This window comes from Tritonibacter scottomollicae (assembly GCF_003003215.1).
Classification (GTDB): domain Bacteria; phylum Pseudomonadota; class Alphaproteobacteria; order Rhodobacterales; family Rhodobacteraceae; genus Epibacterium; species Epibacterium scottomollicae.
Genome location: NZ_PVUF01000001.1, coordinates 219,110 through 238,360 on the forward strand (window position 1 = coordinate 219,110; position 19,251 = coordinate 238,360).

Consider the following 19,251-nt stretch of genomic DNA (forward strand, 5'->3'; position numbering starts at 1 on the left):
ATGGCCTGCCTCGCGTCCTGCCGGTAACGGTGAACCACCGCCACGCCTCTCGGTAAAACGGCAGGGACAGCCCGCGGCGGCTGCAAAGACTGTACCCGCACATTGGAATCATTTGCCCAAGGGTCTGTTTTTGCCCTAAACGCGGGCCATGGATCATTTTCTCTATCGCGATGGCGTTTTGCACGCCGAAGATGTCCCCGTAGCCGAGATTGCCGCTACGGTGGGCACGCCGTTCTACGTCTATTCCACCGCGACGTTGCTGCGCCATTTCCGCCTGTTCGATGAGGCATTGGAGGGCACCGACCATCTGGTCTGCTACGCGATGAAGGCGGCCTCCAATCAGGCCATCCTGAAGACGCTGGCCGAGGCGGGCGCGGGCATGGATGTGGTGAGCGAGGGCGAATATCGTCGCGCCAAAGCCGCAGGCGTGCCGGGCGACAAGATCGTCTTTTCCGGCGTTGGCAAGACTGCTGACGAAATCCGCTACGCGCTGAGCGGCGGCATCCGCCAGTTCAACGTCGAATCCGAGCCGGAGATGGAGGTGATCAACGCCGTCGCATTGGAGCTGGGAACGACCGCGCCGATCACCGTGCGGGTGAACCCGGATGTGGATGCCAAGACCCACGCCAAGATTGCGACCGGCAAGTCCGAGAACAAATTCGGCATCCCCATTGCGCGCGCCCGCGAGGTCTACGCCCATGCCGCCAGCCTGCCAGGGCTTGAGGTCATCGGGATCGACGTTCACATCGGCTCTCAGCTCACGGATCTCGACCCGTTCCGCCTTGCTTATCAAAAGGTTGCGGAGCTGACGCAGGCCTTGCGCGAGGATGGCCACGACATCCGCCGCCTCGATCTTGGGGGCGGGCTGGGCATTCCCTACACGCGATCAAATGAGGCCCCGCCGCTGCCGGTCGAATACGGCCAGATGATCAAGGAAGAGCTGGGCCATCTGAACTGCGAGATCGAAATCGAGCCGGGCCGGTTGATTGCCGGCAATGCGGGTTTGATGGTGTCCAAGGTGATCTACGTGAAACACGGCGAAGGTCGCGATTTCCTGATCCTCGACGGTGCGATGAATGACCTGATCCGCCCGGCGATGTACGAGGCCTACCACGATATCGTGCCCGTCACCGAAGCCACGCCCGGCGTTGAGCCGCAGCCCTATGATATCGTCGGTCCGGTCTGCGAAAGCGGCGACACCTTTGCCAAGGCGCGGCTTATGCCTCCATTGGAAGCGGGGGATATGGTCGCCTTTCGCAGTGCCGGGGCCTATGGCGCGGTGATGTCGAGCGAGTATAACTCCCGCCCGCTGATCCCCGAGGTTCTGGTGCATGGCGATCAATTTGCAGTCATTCGGCAACGCCCGACCTTTGACGACATGATAAATCGCGATACCATCCCGGAGTGGCTCTGACCGTCACGGCAGTCCCGACCGCGCATGTGAAGCCACACATGCGGTCGGGCCTCCGGGGGCAGTGGACACACGACAGGCGGCCCCGTCTTTGCCGGGCCGCGCGCGGAGGCAGAGCGGTATGACCGAGCACATCCCCCCCGACACAGCTGTCGAGGAGCACCCGACCCACAGCACGGCGGCGCTGGCACCGCTGCGCCGTGCATTGGCGTTTACGCGTCTGGGTATGGTGGCAGAGCGGATCTGGCGCGCCTTCTGGCCGCTGGCCACGATCCTGTTTCTGGCGCTTGGTCTGGTGCTGCTGGGGATACTCGACTGGATCCTGCTGGAGGCCGTCTGGACACTGGCTGTTCTGGTGGCAACAGGCGCCGTCGCCGCGCTGATCTGGGGAGCATGGCGTTTTCGCTGGCCGACTCGGCACGAGGCGCTGTTGCGACTGGACGAGACCCTTCCGGGCCGCCCGATTGCAGCGATTCTGGACACCCAGGCCTCCGGTGCGCGGGATCCCGCCTCCATCGCGCTGTGGCGCGCCCATCAGGATCGAATGGCAGCCCGCGCCGCGCAGGCCGAGGCGCCGGCGCCCAACCTGCGCATCGCGGATCGTGACCCCTATGCCCTGCGCTACGTGGCGCTTCTGGTGCTGGTGACCGGGGCGCTGTTCGGCACTGCGTGGCGCACCGGGTCGGTCGCGGATCTCATGCCGGGCAGCGGTACCGCGGGCCTCTCGGGGCCGACGTGGGAAGGCTGGGTGGAGCCGCCGCGCTATACCGGTCTGCCAACGCTCTACCTTGGTGACATGACGGACCCGTCGCTGCGCATTCCCGACAACAGCCAGATAACCCTGCGGTTTTATGGCGAGGTTGGCGATCTGACCCTGGCCGAGACCATCTCCGGCCGCACCGGAGAGCTTCCCTCTGCCTCCGAACCCGAGCAGAGCTTTGTGGTGACACAGGCGGGCAATCTGACCATCGACGGCCCCGGCGGGCGCGATTGGCAGATCGAGGTGATCGAGGATGAAGCCCCGCGCGTGTCCATCGCCGGGGAGCCGGACCTCTCCGCAGATGGCACCCTGACGCTGCCATTCAGCGCCTCTGATGATTACGGCGTGGTGGGGGGCAGTATCGTGATCACCCTTGATGAGGACGCGTTGGACCGCCGCCACGGCTTGGCCACCACGCCCGACCCCCGCGCGCCTGTCGAGCTGGCCTTGCCTCTGTCCCTGACAGGGGACCGCCGTCTGTTCAGCGAGGCGCTGGTCGAGGAGTTTTCGGCGCACCCTTGGGCGAATATGCCGGTAACCTACAGCTTCAGATCCGAGGATGCGGCCGCGCAGCAGAGCACGCCTGCAACCCTGTCCGCGCCGCTGACCGCCCGGCGTTTCTTCGACCCCATGGCGGCGGCCCTGATCGAACAGCGCCGCGATCTTCTCTGGGCGCGCGCCAATGGCCCACGCGTGGCGCAGATCCTGCGCACACTCACACATCGGCCCGAGGACGTCTTTCACGACATGGGCAACTATCTGCAACTGCGCACCATTCTGAAGCGGCTGGAAGGCTATACCACCGAGGCAGAGCTGAGCGCCGCGCATCAGGACGAGATTGCAGCGGCTCTCTGGGCTCTGGCGAACCAGCTTGAGGACGGCGATGTCGGCGACGCGCTGGCGCGCATGCAACAGGCTCAGGAACGTCTGAGCCAGGCAATGCGCGATGGCGCCAGTGACGAGGAAATCGCGCGCCTCATGCAGGAGCTGCGCGAGGCAACGCAGGATTACATGCGCCAATTGTCGCGTCAGGCCCAGTCCGAGGCAGAAGGGGAGGACGGGCGCGAGAGCCGGGACAACGCCATTCAGCTCAGCCAGTCGGATCTGCAGGCGATGATGGACCGCATTCAGGACCTCATGGAGCAGGGCCGCATGGCGGAGGCAGAGCAGGCGCTGCGCGAGTTCCAGCAGATGATGGAGAATATGCAGGTCACGCAGGGCGAGGCCGGAGAGGGCAGCAATCCCGGGCAGGAGGCGATGGAAGGGCTCGCGGATACATTGCGCGAACAGCAGGGCCTCTCCGATCAGGCATTCCGCGACCTGCAGGAACAGTTCAACCCCAATGCGCAACGTGGCCAGAGCCAAGGCAACGAAGGGCGCAATGGCGGCCTTGGTCGGGGCGACAGCCATGAGGGCGGCGGCGAAGGGGGCGAGGGCAGCGATGGCCAGTCACCCGGCCAGCAGCAGGGGCAACAGCAGGGCGAGGGTGGACAGGGATCCGCCGGTGGCAACAGCCCCGAGGATCTGGCGCAGCGTCAACAGACCCTGCGCAACGAACTGCAACGCCAACGTGACGGCCTGCCCTTGGGCGGCGCCGAGGGCGAGGCCGCACGCGACAGCCTGGATCAGGCCGGCCGGGCCATGGAGGGCGCCGAGGAGGCCCTGCGCGGGGGCGATTACGCCGAAGCCATCGACCGCCAGTCCGAAGCCATGGAGGCCATGCGCGACGGTATGCGAGCATTGGGCGAGGCCATGGCAGAGCAACAGCAGCAGGGCCAGCAACCCGGCACCCAGCAAGGGCAGGGCAATCGACAGGGCAACGCGCTCGACCCTCTGGGCCGGGATCGTGGGGGGCAGGGCGGTGATACCTTGCGCTCGGATACCATCGGCAACGGGCAGGCCTATCGCCGCGCTTGGGATCTGCTGGAGGAAATTCGTCGCCGCGCTGGCGAACGTGAGCGCAGCGAAGGCGAACGCAACTACCTGCAGCGGCTGCTCGACAAGTTTTGATGCAGAGATGCCGACGCAAAAGCCGCGCAACCCGGAAGGGGATGCGCGGCTTTGCTCTGTGGTCTTGATCGCGTTATTCTGCGGCCAGCGCCTTGGCTTGCGTATCCAGCCACAGCCGCCACTGATCCACCCAGGCCACGTAGCCGCTGATATAGGGATCGGCTTGCGGCAGCCGCTCGGCGATCAGCGGCGCATTCGTGTAGACGAGGATCGCCGCCACCATCAGAAGAATCACCAGCAGGAACCCCCGCGAAAACCCGCTCTTGCGCGGGGCGGGGCGCTCCGCGTCCACGGGCGGTGGCGCAGCTTTCGCCTCTCCGGGGCCGCTGGTGTTGATCTCTTCGATATCTGGCAACAGGCCACGGCGGGATGTGACCTCTGGCGCGGGACGGTCGGGCGGCGGTGACGGTTGTCCCTGCATCCGCGCCACGCGATCCTGTGCTTCACGGGTCCGCCGGGCGGTTTCATCTTCGGCTGGGGTCTCAAGACCCAGCTCCGTCTGGGTTTCAAGCCCCTCTCCACCAGACCGCAGGGCTTCCTCGCGCATCGCCTCTTCGCGCAACACGCGCGAAACCTCCGGATCGAGCCGCCGCCGTGGCGCCGCCTCTGCGGTTGCCGGAGGCGGGACCGCTATATGAGACGGCGCCTCTGCCGCGTCGTCCTCTTCGTCGTCGTCATCCGAACCGTCATCCGCGGCATTGGCGGGGCTGTCCGCAACCACGGAGGGCTCCTCCTCCTTAGGCGCCTCGGAGGGCGCAGTCTGCACCTCCGGCTCCGGCGTGGGCGGCCAGGGGTCTTCTGGTTCCGGCTCGGGCACTTCCTGCGGGGTGGGGGCTGGCTGTGGTTCAGGCTGTGGTTCAGGGATTGGCTGTGGTTCCGGGGCGGGCTGCTGCTCTGGCTCGGCTGGCGGAACAGGGTCCGGTTCACGTTCTGGCGCGGGAGAGGGCGCGGCCTGCACCGGGGCGCTGTCCTCTTCCGGGGCTGCCTCCGCCTGTGCCTGCATCTGAGCGGAGGGTTGGAACCAGGTATCGCCGCAATTGGAGCATTGCACATCGCGCCCGTCGTCCGGGATCACGTCCTCGGGCACCTCATACTGTGCGCCGCAATTGGGGCAAATGAGTCTCATCCGGTCTCCTTGGTGGGCCTTCTGACCGCGAAAAAGTGAATTCACCCGTAATCATAGTAACTTCCTGAAAGGCAAGAAAGAGCCAATCCCCCCGCAGATGGCAGTTTGAGCCCATCTGAGCGACCTGCGCACCATTGAAACTGCCGCAATGCTCGTGCAAAACATCGCGATGGAACGCGGGACGACCGCAATACACCGGGCTGGGATGCAATCGTGATCGAACTCGAAGATGTGGGCTATAACTATGGCGGGGGAGAGCTGTTCAGCAACCTCTCGGTACAGCTGGCGCCCGGCTCGTTCCACTTTCTGACCGGCCCCTCCGGCGCGGGCAAGACCACGTTGCTGAAGCTCTGCTACGGCTCCCTGACCCCCACCGCGGGCCGGGTGCGCGCCTTCAACATGGACGTGAAGGGGCTGGATCGCGACCAGATGGCCTATCTGCGCCGGCGTGTCGGTGTGGTGCATCAGGACTGCCGCTTTCTCGATCACCTGCCGGTGGTGGAAAACATCGCCCTGCCGCTGACGGTCTCGGGACGCGGGCTGACCGAAGAGCAGGCCAACCTGAAAGAGCTGATGAACTGGGTCGGCCTCTCCGAGAGGATGGACGCGCTGCCCCCGGAGCTTTCTGGCGGCGAGCGTCAGCGTGCGGCACTGGCCCGCGCGGTGATCCTCAGCCCCGATGTGATCATTGCCGATGAACCCACCGGCAACGTCGACTGGGAAATGTCGCAGCGCCTGCTGCGCCTGCTCGTCGAGCTCAACCATATGGGCAAGACGATCCTTGTGGCGACCCATGACCTGCCGCTCATTCGCGCCGCCAAGAACCAGGTGCAGGCGCGGGTGCTGCGATTGACGAACCGACAGATCGTCTCGGCGGGAGCGGACCTATGAACGCGCTGCGGGCCCTTATCATCGGCGATGCACAGGCGGACCGTGTGGTGCCGCCTTCGGGCTTTACCGCCCAGCTGACGCTGTTCGTCTCCGGCGCCATGGCGTTTCTCTGTGTTTTTGCGCTGGCCCTGTCGCTGGCCTCTGGCCGGGTGGCCACACGCTGGTCGGACGAGCTGGCCCGCGCCGCGACCCTGCGCATCAATGCCCCTGCCGAACAGCGCGTCGCCCAGACCGAGGCGGCACTGCAGATCCTGCGCCAGACGCCGGGCGTGGCCAAGGCCCGCGCCCTGACAACGGACGAACAGGCCGCGCTGCTGGCGCCCTGGTTCGGGGCTGGGATCCCGCTTGATACCCTGCCGGTGCCGCAGCTGATCGAGGTGACAGAAGACGACCCCGGCTATGATGCCCAAGGTCTGCGCCTGCGCCTGCAGGCCGAGGTGCCCGGCGCGGTGCTGGATGATCATGCCCGCTGGCGGCGCCCTCTGGTGGAGGCCGCGATTGCCCTGCGCCGTCTGGGCGTGGTGTCGATCTTGCTCATCGGGGGGGCCATGGGCGCGATGATCACGCTGGCCGCCAATGCCGCCCTGGCCGCCAATGCGCAGGTCATTGAGGTGCTGCGGCTGGTGGGCGCGCAGGACAGCTACATCGCCCAGGCCTTCGTGCGTCGCTTCACCCTGCGCGCCCTGACCGGGGCCGCCGCGGGGGTGGCTCTTGGCATGATCGGGGTATTCCTGATGCCCGAAGCCTCGGAGGAGGGCGGTTTCCTCACCGGGCTGGGCTTTCAGAGCTGGCGCTGGCTGCTGCCGCTCATCATTCCGCCTGTCGCGGCGACAGTGGCCTTTGTCGCCACCACCCGCGCGGCCCGCAAACGTCTCGGAGAACTCGCGTGACCCTTGGTTTTCAATATCTGCGCTCGCTGCTCTACATCTTTCAGATCTATGTGGCGATGCTGGTGCTGGGCATCGTCTTTGCGCCTTATGCGCTGCTGTCAAAGAACGGCGCGCGCCAAGCCTGCAAGACCTACGCCCGCTGGGCGATCTGGTCGGCGCGCTGGATGGTTGGCATCCGCTCCGAGGTGCGCGGGACCGTGCCCACGGGCGAGGTCATCATCGCCGCCAAGCATCAGAGCTTTCTCGATATCCTGATTATCTTTAACGCCCTGCCGCAGGCCAAGTTCATCATGAAACGAGAGCTGATGTGGACGCCAATCATCGGTGTCTATGCCAAGCGCCTCGGCTGCATCCCTGTTGATCGCGGCAAGCGCGGTGCAGCGATCACCCAGATGGTGCAGGATGTGGCGCGAGAGTTTTCCGAGCCCGGCCAGCTGGTGATCTACCCACAGGGCACCCGTGTCGCGCCGGGCGCACAGAAGTCCTACAAGGTCGGCAGCGGCGTGCTCTACGTCGGACTGAAGCAGCCTTGCGTGCCGGTGGCGACCAATGTGGGTCTGCTGTGGCCGCGCAGCGGCATTCTGCGCAAACCGGGCTTGGGCACGGTGGAGTTTCTCGACCCGATCCCGCCGGGAGAGCCGCGGGACGTCTTTATGACCGAGCTGGAAACACGCATTGAAGCCCGGTCAGATGCATTAATGGCAGAACTGGGATTTGACAAAGATGAACTTCGTCGCATCGATTGAGGACCTTGAGGCGCTCTACGGGACACCGGGAGCGCCTTCTTTACGAAAAGTGGCGCGGCAGATGACGCCGCTCTATCGCAAATGGATCATGGCCTCGCGCTTGTGCATGCTGGCCACGGTCGGCCCCGAGGGCACCGACGACAGCCCGCGCGGTGATGACGGTCCGGTGGTGCTGGAGCTTGACCCCGGCACGCTGGCGCTGCCGGATTGGTACGGCAACAACCGCATCGATTCCTTGCGCAATATCCTGCGCGACGGGCGGGTGTCGCTGATGTTTCTGGTGCCCGGGTCCAACAACGTAGTCCGTGTGAATGGCACTGCCAAAGTGACCGCCGACCCCGACATGCTGCAGCGGTTTGAGAAGGCGGGTAAGCTGCCGCGCACGGTCATCGTGATCTCGATCCGGGAAATCTACAGCCAATGCGCCCGCGCCCTGATGCGGTCTCGGCTCTGGACCTCTGGCGATGAAAGCGGCGATCTGCCTTCGATGGGGGACATCCTCGCCGAGCAGACGGCTGGCGAAGAAGGTGGTCACGCCTATGATGAGGAATGGGCGCCACGTGCGGCAAAGACCATGTGGTGAGGTGTCAATGTGTGGGCGGGCCTGATCGGGGCCCGATCACCTGACAAGCGCCGGACCACCCGCTTCGCGAATGATTTTGAAATTTTCCACCGCTGCGATGGAAACAACGCGCCCCGCGTTTGTTGCAGCAGTAAGCGTCTGAACCCGGCGCTTACTGTCCCACTCTCTTAGCCCGGTGCCTCCGGGCTGGGCCGATGGCTTGTCCCAGCCATCGGCCCGTTTTTCAACTCATCAACAACTCGCCCACAAGGATCTGCGGGCGGATGTTGGTGAAATTGGCCACATCATCAATGATCACGCCGCCCTTGTCCCCCATGGCCGTGTCGAGGGCCTCCTGATCGGGAAAGGTGATCGTGGCGATCAGCAGGTAAGGCGGAGGCACATCCGGGCCACCGGCCAGCCCGCGCGAGGCCTCGACCGTTTCCATCAGATCGCCCCAGTGTTCCTCGATCAGGGGCAGATGGGTCTCGGTGTAATAAACATAGTCAAACGTCGCCTCATCGGAGGCGGGGTAGAGCACTTGCAGGCTGATGGTCATGGCATGTCTCCTGAGTAGGACGCAAACGGCCCGCCAATAGGCGGGCCGCTGGTGATGGACGCGCCGGGGCGCGTTGCCCGAGTTGGGCTTAACTGTGGATCGCGCCGTCGCCGCAGGCAAGGGCGGCTTCGCGTACGGCCTCGGAATAGGTCGGGTGTGCGTGGCAGGTCAGGGCCAGATCCTCGGCGGAGGCGCCGAATTCCATCGCTACGCAGATCTCGTGGATCAGGTCGCCGGCGCCGGGGCCGATGATCGCTGCGCCCAGAATCCGGTCTGTTTCCTTGTCCGCGATCAGTTTGACAAAACCACCCTCGGCCTGATGCACGGCCTTGGCGCGCGCGTTGCCCATGAACATGAACTTGCCGGTCTTGATCTTGCGGCCTTCGGCTTTCAGCGCGTCCTCGGTGGCACCCACGGTGGCGACCTCAGGCGTGGTGTAGACCACACCCGGAATAACGCCATAGTTCACATGGCCATGCTTGCCCGCGATCACCTCGGCGACGGCCATGCCCTCGTCCTCGGCCTTATGCGCCAGCATCGGACCCTCGATGACGTCGCCGATGGCATAGACGCCTTTGATATTGGTGGCCCATTGCGCGTCGGTGGCGATCTGGCCGCGCTCGGTCATCTTCACACCCAGCGCATCAAGGCCGAGGCCCTCGGCATAGGGTTTGCGACCCGTGGCAACCAGCACCACATCAGCGTCGAGGGTCTCTTCCTCGCCGCCTTTTTTCAGCTGGTACTTGACCTTGCCCTTGGTCTTGGTGGTCTCGACGCCCTGGACCGCGGCGCCCATGATGAAGTTGAGACCCTGCTTTTCGAGGATGCGCTTGAAGCCGCGCTGGACGTCCTTGTCCATGCCGGGGCAGACCGCATCCATATATTCGACCACGGTGACCTCGGCGCCGAGGCGCGCGTAAACCGAGCCCAGCTCCAGACCGATGACGCCTGCGCCGATCACGACCATTTTCTTTGGCACCTTGGGCAACTCCAGCGCGCCGGTGCTGTCGACCACGATGCCCTTGGCGTTGTCCACCTCGACGCCCGGCAGGGCGGAAGGAACGGAGCCGGACGCGATCACGATGTTCTTGGCCTCATGGGTGTCGTCGCCGACCTTGACCTTGCCCGCCTCGGTGATCGAGGCCCAGCCTTTCAGCCAGTCGATCTTGTTCTTCTTCATGAGGAACTCAACGCCGCCGGTGTTCTGACCGATGACGTCATCCTTGTAGGATTTCATCTGATCCCAATCGACCGAGGGGCTTTTGCCCTTCAGGCCCATGGCGCCGAAATTGTGCTCCGCCTCATGCAGCATATGGGTCGCGTGCAACAGCGCCTTGGAGGGGATGCAGCCCACGTTGAGGCAGGTGCCGCCAAGGGTTTCGCGGCCTTCGACGATGGCGGTCTTCAGGCCCAGCTGGGCGCAGCGAATGGCGCTGACATAGCCGCCGGGGCCTGCACCGATGATGATGACGTCATAGGATGCCATGGGTCATGTGCTCCTTTGGAGTTGAGCGGGGAGGGGGCTCTGCCCCCGGCCCATATGGGCCTCCCCCGAGATATTTGTGAAAAGATGAAGATGCGCCCGATAATGTCCAGAGCGAATTTGTTCGATCTGAAGGATCATCACAGCGCCTCGACGATGGTGATTGGGGTTCCGTTTGGAACGAGGGACCAGATCTCGCGCATCTCGGTATTCGTGACCGCGATACAGCCGTCGGTCCAGTCCCGCATCAGGTGCAGTGCGCCTAAGGCCCCCCAGCCGTTGGGCAAGCCGTGGATCATGATGTTGCCGCCAGGATCGCGCGCGGCGGCTTTGGCTGCGGCCTGGTCTGCGGCATTGGGGTAGGAGATATGCAGGCTCAGATGCGCGACGGAGTTTGGATTGCGCCAGTCGATTTCATAGCGGCCTTCGGGCGTGCGTTCATCGCCCTCGGACTGTTTGTGACCTGCGGGTGCAGCGCCAAGCGAAATATCGTAGCTGCGGATGGTTTCGCCCGCACGGCGCAAGTGTAGCGCGCGGGCGGATTTGATCACAAGGATCTCATCTGCCTGTTCGTGGGCTTCGGCCATCGTCGGCGGTGTGCCCGAGCCCGCGCGCGCCATCAGCTTGGTATAGCCGAAGGTGGCCACGCCAAGCCCAAGAACGAGCACGGTCGCCCGCAGGATATGCCGGGCGAGTCTCACAGCAGGGCTGCCACCAGCAGGGCGGCTGTCGCCAGATACCCCGCCGCCCAGATGAAGCTGCGCCAGGGCACCCAGCCAAAGGCATAGGCCGGTATGTAGAGCACGCGCGCGCCGAGGTAGGCAAAGGCGCAGACGGCGGTGACCGGCGAGGAGGCTTCGGCCAGAGTGACCACCACGCAGGCAATCGAGAAGAGGATCAGCCCCTCAAAGTGGTTGTTCATCGCGCGATAAAGCCGTGCGGTGCGTTTGGAAACCTGATCCTGCAGATCGCCGCCAAGGCGGTCGCGGTCGCGCGGTGACAGGGTCTTGCCCTGGCCGAGTTCCAGGTTGGCCGGCACTGCCATCAGGGCGATCTGGATGACCTGCAGGAGTGCGGCGAGGGTGAGAGCAGTGAGTTCGGGGGTCATTTTACCTCGACATATCGCGAAATAGCTCTGTCAATTCTTGTGCAGTCACTTGCTGCTTTCCACTTGCCCGGCATCGCCGGGCAGCGCCCGACCCTCCCCACGGGAGGGCGCTTTCGCACCCACCCAGGCTCGGGCGCTGCCCTGATGTTGCTTACAGATCCATCAACAACCGGCGGGGATCTTCCAGCGCTTCTTTGACGCGCACGAGGAAGGTCACAGCGCCTTTGCCGTCGACGATGCGGTGGTCATAGGACAGCGCCAGATACATCATCGGGCGGATTTCCACCTTGCCGTTGATCGCCATCGGGCGGTCCTGGATCTTGTGCATGCCGAGGATGCCGGACTGCGGCGGGTTCAGGATCGGCGAGGACATCAGCGAGCCATAGACACCACCGTTGGAGATGGTGAAGGTGCCGCCCTGCATTTCCGCCATCGACAGCTTGCCGTCACGCGCGCGCGCGCCTTTCTCGGCGATCGCCTTTTCGATACCGGCAAAGGACATCGCATCGACGTCGCGGATCACTGGCACCACAAGGCCGGTTGGCGTGCCGGCGGCAATGCCCATATGCACGAAGTTCTTGTAGATGATGTCAGTGCCGTCAATCTCGGCGTTGACTTCCGGCACTTCCTTCAGGGCGTGCGCGCAGGCCTTGGTGAAGAAGGACATGAAGCCCAGTTTCACGCCGTGCTTCTTCAGGAACAGATCCTTGTACTCGTTGCGCAGTGCCATCACCTCGGTCATGTCGACCTCGTTATAGGTGGTCAGCATCGCGGCGGTGTTCTGGCTGTCCTTCAGGCGACGGGCGATGGTCTGGCGCAGACGGGTCATCTTCACCCGTTCTTCGCGCGAGGCATCATCGGCAGAGACCGGTGCGCGCGGCGCGGCCGGAGTCGAGGTGGTCGCAGCAGGTGCGGATTTGGCTGCGGAAATCGCGCTTGCGACGTCTTCTTTCATGATGCGGCCATCGCGGCCCGAACCCTTGACCTGATCCGCGGAGAGACCGGCTTCGGCCATCGCCTTTTCCGCCGATGGCGCATTTGCGACGTCCTTGGACGCGGCGGCAGGCGCTTCAGCTGCCGCAGGCGCAGCAGCCGGGGCCGTCGCTGCCGTTGCGCCAGCGCCTGCAGAGATCACGCCCAGCTTGGCGGACGCCTGCACGGTTGCGCCTTCTTCGGCGCTGATCTCGGTCAGGGTGCCTGCAGCGGGGGCGGGCACCTCGACAGAGACCTTGTCGGTTTCCAGCTCACACAGCATTTCGTCCTGCGCTACGGTGTCGCCGACCTTCTTGAACCAAGTGGAAACGGTCGCCTCAGAGACGCTTTCGCCCAGGGTGGGCACCATCACGTCAACGGCGGTCTCTTCACCGCCCGATGCGGCGGCAGCGGGAGCCTCCTTGCTCGCAGCCTTGGGTTCCGGTGTTTCCTGCCCGGCCTCGCCAGCGGCGGAGATATTGGCCAGCAGGGCATCAACGCCAACGGTTTCGCCTTCCTTGGCGACGATCTCGGCCAGGGTGCCGGCCGCCGGGGCGGGGACCTCGACCGTGACCTTGTCGGTTTCCAGCTCGCAGAGCATTTCGTCCTGCGCCACGGCATCGCCGGGCTTTTTGAACCAGGTGGCAACCGTTGCTTCGGTCACGGATTCGCCCAGGGTGGGCACGCGCACTTCGGTGGTCATGATTTCAATCTTCCTCAGATGCTCAGCGCTTCGTTCACAAGCGCCGCTTGTTGGGCTTTATGTTCGCTGGCCAGACCCGTTGCGGGCGAGGCCGAGGTGGCACGACCGACATAGGCCGGACGGGTATGTTTTGCTTTGATGCGGGTGAGAACCCATTCGATGTTGGGCTCGATAAAGGTCCAGGGACCCTGGTTCTTGGGTTCTTCCTGACACCAGACCATCTCCGCGTCCTTGAACCGCTCCAGCTCCTTCACCAGGCTGATCGCCGGGAAGGGATAGAACTGCTCGATGCGCATGATGTAGACATCGTCGATGCCGCGGGCGTCGCGCTCTTCCAGCAGATCGAAGTAGACCTTGCCGGAGCACAGCACGACCCGCTTGATCTTCTTGTCCTCGACCAGCTTGGTCTCGGACGCACCGGTTTCGGCGTCATCCCACAACACGCGGTGGAAGGAGGAGCCGGTGGTGAACTCATGCGCCTTGCTGACGGCCAGCTTGTGGCGCAACAGCGATTTCGGCGTCATCAGCACCAGCGGCTTGCGGAAGGTGCGGTGCAGCTGACGGCGCAGGATGTGGAAGTAGTTCGCGGGCGTCGTACAGTTTGCCACGATCCAGTTGTCCTGACCGCACATCTGCAGGAAGCGTTCCAGACGCGCGGAGGAGTGCTCCGGTCCCTGACCCTCAAAGCCATGCGGCAAGAGGCACACAAGCCCTGACATCCGCAGCCATTTGCTCTCGCCCGAGGAGACGAACTGGTCGAACATGATCTGCGCACCGTTGGCGAAATCGCCAAACTGCGCTTCCCAGAGCGTTAGCGCGTTGGGTTCCGCCAGCGAATAGCCATACTCAAAGCCCAGAACCGCATATTCAGACAGCGCCGAGTCGATGACCTCGTATTGCGACTGACCCTCACGGATGTTGTTCAGCGGGTAGTAGCGTTCCTCGGTGTCTTGATTGACGATGCCGGAGTGACGCTGCGAGAAGGTGCCGCGGGTGCTGTCCTGACCGGACAGGCGCACCGGATAGCCCTCGGAGAGCAGCGAGCCAAAGGCCAGCGCTTCACCGGTGGCCCAGTCAAAGCCTTCACCGCTGTCGAACATCTTTTTGCGCGCATCAAGGAAGCGACCGATGGTCTTATGCACCGGGTAGCCCTCGGGCAGGGTGGTCAGACCCTTGCCGACTTCCTCAAGCGTCTCGGGCTTGATGGCGGTTTCGCCACGCTGATAATCCTCGTCCTTGCGATCAAGATGCGACCAGCGCCCATCCAGCCAGTCGGCCTTGTTGGGCTTGTAGGTCTTGCCTGTTTCAAACTCCTCATTGAGGTGCGCCTGAAACGCGGCTTTCATATCCTCGATCTCGCCCTCGGGGATCAGACCGTCCTTCACCAGACGTTCGGTGTACAGGCTCAGGGTCGTCTTGTGGCCCTTGATCTTCTTGTACATCAACGGGTTGGTGAACATCGGCTCATCGCCTTCGTTATGACCAAACCGGCGGTAGCAGAAGATGTCGATGACCACGTCCTTGTGGAACTTCTGGCGGAACTCGGTTGCGACCTTGGCCGCATGCACCACCGCTTCCGGATCGTCGCCGTTGACGTGGAAGATTGGGGCTTCGACCACCAGCGCGTTGTCGGTGGGGTAGGGCGAGGAGCGCGAGAAATGCGGCGCCGTGGTGAAACCGATCTGGTTGTTCACAACGATATGCATGGTGCCGCCCGCGCGGTGTCCGCGCAGACCGGAGAGGGCGAAGCATTCGGCAACTACACCCTGACCCGCAAAGGCCGCATCGCCATGCAACAGGATCGGCATGACTGCCGTGCGGTCCTTGTCGTTGAGCTGGTCCTGCTTGGCGCGAACCTTGCCCAGAACAACCGGGTTCACCGCCTCTAGGTGCGAGGGGTTCGCGGTCAGCGACAGGTGGACCTTGTTGCCGTCGAACTCACGGTCTGAGGAGGCGCCGAGGTGATATTTCACATCGCCGGAGCCATCCACATCTTCAGGTTTGAAGCTGCCGCCCTGGAATTCGTTGAAGATCGCGCGATATGGCTTCTGCATCACATTGGCCAGAACCGACAGGCGGCCCCGGTGGGGCATGCCGATGACGATATCCTTGACGCCCAGACTGCCGCCACGCTTGATGATCTGCTCCATCGCGGGGATCAGGCTCTCACCGCCGTCCAGACCAAACCGCTTGGTGCCCATGTATTTGACGTGCAGGAACTTCTCAAAGCCCTCTGCCTCGACCATCTTGTTCAGGATCGCCTTGCGGCCCTCGCGGGTGAAGCGGATTTCCTTGTCATAGCCTTCGATGCGCTCTTTCAGCCATGCGGACTGCTCCGGGTTGGAGATATGCATGTACTGCAGCGCGAAGGTGCCACAATAGGTCCGCTTCACGATGTCCACGATCTGGCGCATCGGCGCGACCTGCAGGCCCAGCACGTTGTCGATGAAGATCGGGCGATCCATGTCGGCGTCGTTAAAGCCGTAGGTCTTCGGATCCAGCTCCGGATGCGCCGTCGCGGCGCGCATGCCCAGCGGATCCAGATCAGCGGCCAGATGGCCCCGGATGCGATATGCGCGGATCAGCATGATGGCGCGGATCGAGTCCAGCACCGCGCGCTGGATCGCCTCGTCAGAGACCTCAACGCCCTTTTCCTTCGCCTTGTCCGCGATCTTCTTGCCAGCCGCCTTGGCCTCGGCCGGGGCGGGCCATTCACCGGTCAGCGCCCCGGTCAGGTCGTCTTCCGGTGCGGGGGGCCAGTCCTTGCGCGCCCAGCTCGGGCCTGCGGCTTCGGCTTTGACATCCGGTTCAGCGTCGCCCATGGCGCGAAAGAACTCGGCCCATGCAGCATCCACCGCATTGGGGTCATTGGCGTATTGGGCATAAAGCTGCTCCAGATACTCCGCGTTGTGCCCCTGCATGAAGGAGGACGCATGGAAGATGTCGTTGGGGCTCTGTTCGGTCATTTGAGTGCCTCTGAGTTATCCTGGGCATGAACAAAGATCTGCCAGGGGGAAGCCCCCTCTCCAGATCCAAGGGTTTGGTGTTGACGGGCCATAAGGACGCGCACAGTGGCCGTCGCAACCAATTTCGTAATCTCTTGTTTGGTCGGGGCAGGGTGTCCTGCCTCTTTGTGCTGATCGACAATCGCCTTTGTCGCATCCGGTCCCAGCGGGATCAGCGTGGATGTGTATTCAAACAAGACACTCTTGCCGGTCTCATTGATCTCTCCCCGCAGGTTCTCCGCCAGGTCCCGGACCAAGTCATCCGGAACATTGTAGAGGACACAGGTGGGAACGGTCGTTGAAGAAACAAGACTCGCTTGCTGCGTCAGCCCAATCTGCTGCGCCTCTCCAACCCACCAGAACGACCGCTGTCGGCCATCATCGTCCGTGATCGTGGGGGAAAGGGAAAATGACGAGGGGGCAGAACGTGCCTCGCTGCGAACTCTTTCGTTGATCTGCGTCCTGCGCTTTGCGCGCAAAGTCTCATTGCGTACCAGTTCTTCCGTATCCAGACTTTCGTGCCGACCGGGTGACGTGATCATCCGCGTTACAAACTCGGCATTCGTCCAAGTCGGAATGCGATCCGAAAATGTTGCAGCATCGTCGCTCTCGACAGCAACAAGGGGAAGTTGTCGCCGAAGATCCGACCACGTTTTTGCGTCTTGGCTCAGCAGATCAGAAAACGGGGTGGCATTTTGAATGCAGGTCTCAACCACTGAGCGGATCGTCTTGGGTGTGCTGGCGGCATTCGCGGCACCGCCAGCAGCAAAATTCAGACAAGCCAACATCGCAAGGAGAGCCGGAACATGGCCCCCTTGATTTGCGCCCCGGTCAGGGCGCAAAATTTGATTTATGTTGGCCTGAAGTTGCATCAGCCGTTTGCGATCGCTTTCTGAACCGCTTCGCCCAGAGTGGCCGGGCTGTCGGCAACAACGATGCCTGCGGATTTCATTGCTTCGATCTTGTCATCTGCGCCGCCCTTGCCGCCGGCGACGATCGCGCCCGCGTGGCCCATGCGGCGGCCCGGAGGCGCCGTGCGGCCTGCGATGAAGCCTGCGATCGGCTTCCAACGGCCTTTTTTCTTCTGCTCGGCGATGAATTCCGCCGCTTCTTCTTCGGCAGAGCCACCGATCTCACCGATCATGATGATCGATTGGGTCTCAGGATCGTCGAGGAACATGTCCAGCACGTCGATATGCTCGGTGCCCTTGATCGGGTCGCCGCCGATACCCACAGCCGAAGACTGGCCGAGACCGATGTCAGAGGTCTGCTTCACGGCCTCATAAGTCAGGGTGCCGGAACGGGACACAACACCAACCGAGCCACGCTTGTGGATATGGCCGGGCATGATGCCGATCTTGCAGGCGTCGGGGGTGATGACGCCGGGGCAGTTGGGGCCGATCAGGCGCGACTTGGAGGATTCCAGCGCGCGCTTCACTTTCATCATGTCCAGAACCGGGATGCCTTCGGTGATGCAGACAATGAGTTCCATTTCGGCGTCGATCGCCTCAAGGATGGAATCAGCGGCAAACGGCGGCGGCACGTAGATCACGGAGGCATTGGCCTCGGTCACATGCTTGGCTTCATGCACGGAGTTGAAGACCGGCAGGTCGAGGTGGGTCTGACCACCTTTGCCGGGGGTCACGCCGCCAACCATCTTGGTGCCATAGGCGATGGCCTGCTCGGTGTGGAAGGTGCCCTGAGAGCCGGTGAGACCCTGACAGATAACTTTGGTGTTTTCGTCGATGAGGACTGCCATGATGTCCTTTCCTTTCGATTATGCGGTTTGTGCCTCGGCGGCACGCGCCGCGCTGTCGTCGGTGAGCGCCCGATCCGCAAAGGTGACCCGCACAAGCCGTGCGCGTCCCGAGATCAGGCGAAGGAGGTGCAGGGGCAGGGCGCGCAACTCGGCCATGCCCCGCAGGCGTTTTTGTTTACGGTAGAGTGTACCTTGGGGCTTGCGCTGCGCATGGCCCAGAAAAGTGCCCTCTTCAGGAGGGGTGTTGCCCTGTGTGACGAGGGCAGGCGTGATCTGATAAGGCCGAAGTGAATTGGCCAAAGGAGAGATGAGCGGATTGAACAACAGCTGATCGATCGAGACCGCAAATGGACGTGACGCCAGCAGCGCCTCGGCCCCCTTGCGCGTGACCAGATAGCCTGCAGATCCGGGGTTGCGCGACAACATCGGCGCCACCTGTCGTCCCAGATGCTGCGCGATGGATGTGCCCAGCATCACCTTGAGGCTCTCACTGCGCCAGAACTCCAAATTCACCAGCTCGCAGCCTTGCGGCCACCAGCTCAGATCTTCGGTCCATTGGCGCAACTCCGGCGAGATGAAGACGTCATCCTCAAAAATGAGGGCAACATCCGCATCCGACGCCAGAAACTGCTCCCAAACCTTGGCGTGGCTCAGGGTGCAGGCCATGTTGCCATGGGCAAACACCCCCCAGGGGCCAAAGCTCTTGCACTGCTGCAACAGCTCCGCTTCCGAGGTTTCGGCCAGATCCACGGCCTCGACAAACTCAGCCTCTATACCCGCCTCCGCCAGCGTCGCACGCATCTGCGCATGACGCCCTTTGGCACGGGTCAGAGAGATGATATAAGTCGAAAGTTTCATTGAGTTCAGTATCTCTGCTCAGATCACACTATGGCTGCCGGCCGACGACCATGAAATCTGCGGGCGGGTGAGGCCCTGACAGATGACTTTGGTGTTATGGTCGACGGGGACTGCCATCTTGGAAGTTTCCTACAAAGAATTGACTGCACTGGCTGCATGCCAACAAGTGAAGCAAAAGGCGGCGAGGGTGGCAAAGCGAAGCATCCAAACTTGAACCATCAGCATGTGCGGATGTTGTTTGATACGCTCCCAGTCACCCCAACCGTATTTGTCAGCAATATCTCGTTGTCCCTCCAGCAAGGTGCTTTCACCGTGTGTTTTCCTCATGGCTTCTGCTCCAAGCAGAATAAGCACCATGAATATGAACACGGCAAAGCCGACGCTTGCTATGGCAACGTGATTGACCAA

The 19,251-nt window shown here is 63.0% G+C and carries 17 protein-coding genes; 6 read left to right on the forward strand and 11 right to left on the reverse strand.

Annotated features, from left to right (window positions below; all coding sequences use genetic code 11):
• Positions 1-148: 148 nt before the first annotated feature.
• Together lysA and CLV89_RS01115 are read left to right on the forward strand one after the other, a co-directional pair.
• On the forward strand, positions 149-1,414 hold the full coding sequence (lysA, locus tag CLV89_RS01110) for a diaminopimelate decarboxylase (RefSeq protein WP_106161677.1): 1,266 nt from the start codon (positions 149-151) through the stop codon (positions 1,412-1,414).
• A 118-nt stretch (positions 1,415-1,532) separates the two neighbouring features.
• Complete coding sequence (locus tag CLV89_RS01115; RefSeq protein WP_106161679.1) at positions 1,533-4,181, forward strand: TIGR02302 family protein; 2,649 nt, start codon at positions 1,533-1,535, stop codon at positions 4,179-4,181.
• A gap of 73 nt (positions 4,182-4,254) precedes the next feature.
• Here the strand turns inward: CLV89_RS01115 and CLV89_RS01120 are convergent, their stop codons facing one another.
• Complete coding sequence (locus tag CLV89_RS01120; protein ID WP_106161681.1) at positions 4,255-5,307, reverse strand: zinc-ribbon domain-containing protein; 1,053 nt, start codon at positions 5,305-5,307, stop codon at positions 4,255-4,257.
• A 213-nt stretch (positions 5,308-5,520) separates the two neighbouring features.
• Here CLV89_RS01120 and CLV89_RS01125 point away from each other — a divergent pair, with 213 nt between their 5' ends.
• The 4 genes from CLV89_RS01125 to CLV89_RS01140 are packed head-to-tail and all read left to right on the forward strand — an operon-like array spanning position 5,521 to position 8,417.
• On the forward strand, positions 5,521-6,198 hold the full coding sequence (locus CLV89_RS01125; protein ID WP_106161683.1) for a cell division ATP-binding protein FtsE: 678 nt from the start codon (positions 5,521-5,523) through the stop codon (positions 6,196-6,198).
• Complete coding sequence (locus tag CLV89_RS01130; RefSeq protein ID WP_106161684.1) at positions 6,195-7,088, forward strand: cell division protein FtsX; 894 nt, start codon at positions 6,195-6,197, stop codon at positions 7,086-7,088. Before CLV89_RS01125 ends, CLV89_RS01130 begins: the two co-directional genes overlap by 4 nt.
• Positions 7,085-7,834: a lysophospholipid acyltransferase family protein gene (locus CLV89_RS01135; RefSeq protein WP_106161686.1), complete on the forward strand. Its 750-nt coding sequence runs from the start codon at positions 7,085-7,087 to the stop codon at positions 7,832-7,834. The genes CLV89_RS01130 and CLV89_RS01135 overlap by 4 nt, the downstream gene beginning before the upstream one ends.
• Positions 7,812-8,417: a pyridoxamine 5'-phosphate oxidase family protein gene (locus CLV89_RS01140; RefSeq protein WP_106161688.1), complete on the forward strand. Its 606-nt coding sequence runs from the start codon at positions 7,812-7,814 to the stop codon at positions 8,415-8,417. The genes CLV89_RS01135 and CLV89_RS01140 overlap by 23 nt, the downstream gene beginning before the upstream one ends.
• A 223-nt stretch (positions 8,418-8,640) precedes the next feature.
• Here CLV89_RS01140 and CLV89_RS01145 read toward each other — a convergent pair whose 3' ends face one another.
• The 10 genes from CLV89_RS01145 to CLV89_RS01190 all read right to left on the reverse strand — a co-directional run bounded on the left by CLV89_RS01145 (position 8,641) and on the right by CLV89_RS01190 (position 19,251).
• Complete coding sequence (locus CLV89_RS01145; RefSeq protein ID WP_106161690.1) at positions 8,641-8,955, reverse strand: EthD family reductase; 315 nt, start codon at positions 8,953-8,955, stop codon at positions 8,641-8,643.
• Between the two features lie 88 nt (positions 8,956-9,043).
• On the reverse strand, positions 9,044-10,441 hold the full coding sequence (gene lpdA, locus CLV89_RS01150) for a dihydrolipoyl dehydrogenase (RefSeq protein ID WP_106161692.1): 1,398 nt from the start codon (positions 10,439-10,441) through the stop codon (positions 9,044-9,046).
• Positions 10,442-10,578: 137 nt separating this feature from the next.
• Positions 10,579-11,139: a L,D-transpeptidase family protein gene (locus CLV89_RS01155; RefSeq protein ID WP_106161693.1), complete on the reverse strand. Its 561-nt coding sequence runs from the start codon at positions 11,137-11,139 to the stop codon at positions 10,579-10,581.
• A complete protein-coding gene (locus tag CLV89_RS01160) occupies positions 11,136-11,546 on the reverse strand; it encodes an MAPEG family protein (RefSeq protein WP_106161694.1) in 411 nt (136 codons plus the stop codon). The genes CLV89_RS01155 and CLV89_RS01160 overlap by 4 nt, the downstream gene beginning before the upstream one ends.
• A gap of 151 nt (positions 11,547-11,697) precedes the next feature.
• Positions 11,698-13,221 (reverse strand): 2-oxoglutarate dehydrogenase complex dihydrolipoyllysine-residue succinyltransferase, encoded by a 1,524-nt coding sequence (odhB, locus tag CLV89_RS01165; protein ID WP_106161695.1) that lies wholly within the window; start codon positions 13,219-13,221, stop codon positions 11,698-11,700.
• 14 nt (positions 13,222-13,235) lie between these two features.
• On the reverse strand, positions 13,236-16,187 hold the full coding sequence (locus CLV89_RS01170) for a 2-oxoglutarate dehydrogenase E1 component (protein ID WP_106161696.1): 2,952 nt from the start codon (positions 16,185-16,187) through the stop codon (positions 13,236-13,238).
• Complete coding sequence (locus CLV89_RS01175) at positions 16,184-17,098, reverse strand: hypothetical protein (protein WP_106161697.1); 915 nt, start codon at positions 17,096-17,098, stop codon at positions 16,184-16,186. The genes CLV89_RS01170 and CLV89_RS01175 overlap by 4 nt, the downstream gene beginning before the upstream one ends.
• Positions 17,098-17,985, reverse strand: coding sequence for a succinate--CoA ligase subunit alpha (sucD, locus tag CLV89_RS01180; protein ID WP_106161699.1), 888 nt, complete (start codon positions 17,983-17,985; stop codon positions 17,098-17,100). The genes CLV89_RS01175 and sucD overlap by 1 nt, the downstream gene beginning before the upstream one ends.
• Positions 17,986-18,003: 18 nt before the next feature.
• Entirely contained in the window at positions 18,004-18,843 is an 840-nt protein-coding gene (locus CLV89_RS01185; RefSeq protein ID WP_106161701.1) for a glycosyltransferase family 25 protein, read from the reverse strand.
• 129 nt (positions 18,844-18,972) lie between these two features.
• A complete protein-coding gene (locus tag CLV89_RS01190; RefSeq protein WP_106161703.1) occupies positions 18,973-19,251 on the reverse strand; it encodes a hypothetical protein in 279 nt (92 codons plus the stop codon).

What these genes read in the sequence shown, in the direction of transcription:
- lysA (WP_106161677.1), top strand. Translation starts at nt 149, where the DNA reads ATGGATCATTTTCTCTATCGCGATGGCGTTTTGCACGCCGAAGATGTC.
- CLV89_RS01115 (WP_106161679.1), top strand. Translation starts at nt 1,533, where the DNA reads ATGACCGAGCACATCCCCCCCGACACAGCTGTCGAGGAGCACCCGACC.
- CLV89_RS01120 (WP_106161681.1), bottom strand. Translation starts at nt 5,307, where the DNA reads ATGAGACTCATTTGCCCCAATTGCGGCGCACAGTATGAGGTGCCCGAG.
- CLV89_RS01130 (WP_106161684.1), top strand. Translation starts at nt 6,195, where the DNA reads ATGAACGCGCTGCGGGCCCTTATCATCGGCGATGCACAGGCGGACCGT.
- CLV89_RS01140 (WP_106161688.1), top strand. Translation starts at nt 7,812, where the DNA reads ATGAACTTCGTCGCATCGATTGAGGACCTTGAGGCGCTCTACGGGACA.
- CLV89_RS01145 (WP_106161690.1), bottom strand. Translation starts at nt 8,955, where the DNA reads ATGACCATCAGCCTGCAAGTGCTCTACCCCGCCTCCGATGAGGCGACG.
- lpdA (WP_106161692.1), bottom strand. Translation starts at nt 10,441, where the DNA reads ATGGCATCCTATGACGTCATCATCATCGGTGCAGGCCCCGGCGGCTAT.
- CLV89_RS01160 (WP_106161694.1), bottom strand. Translation starts at nt 11,546, where the DNA reads ATGACCCCCGAACTCACTGCTCTCACCCTCGCCGCACTCCTGCAGGTC.
- odhB (WP_106161695.1), bottom strand. Translation starts at nt 13,221, where the DNA reads ATGACCACCGAAGTGCGCGTGCCCACCCTGGGCGAATCCGTGACCGAA.
- CLV89_RS01170 (WP_106161696.1), bottom strand. Translation starts at nt 16,187, where the DNA reads ATGACCGAACAGAGCCCCAACGACATCTTCCATGCGTCCTCCTTCATG.
- CLV89_RS01175 (WP_106161697.1), bottom strand. Translation starts at nt 17,098, where the DNA reads ATGCAACTTCAGGCCAACATAAATCAAATTTTGCGCCCTGACCGGGGC.
- sucD (WP_106161699.1), bottom strand. Translation starts at nt 17,985, where the DNA reads ATGGCAGTCCTCATCGACGAAAACACCAAAGTTATCTGTCAGGGTCTC.
- CLV89_RS01185 (WP_106161701.1), bottom strand. Translation starts at nt 18,843, where the DNA reads ATGAAACTTTCGACTTATATCATCTCTCTGACCCGTGCCAAAGGGCGT.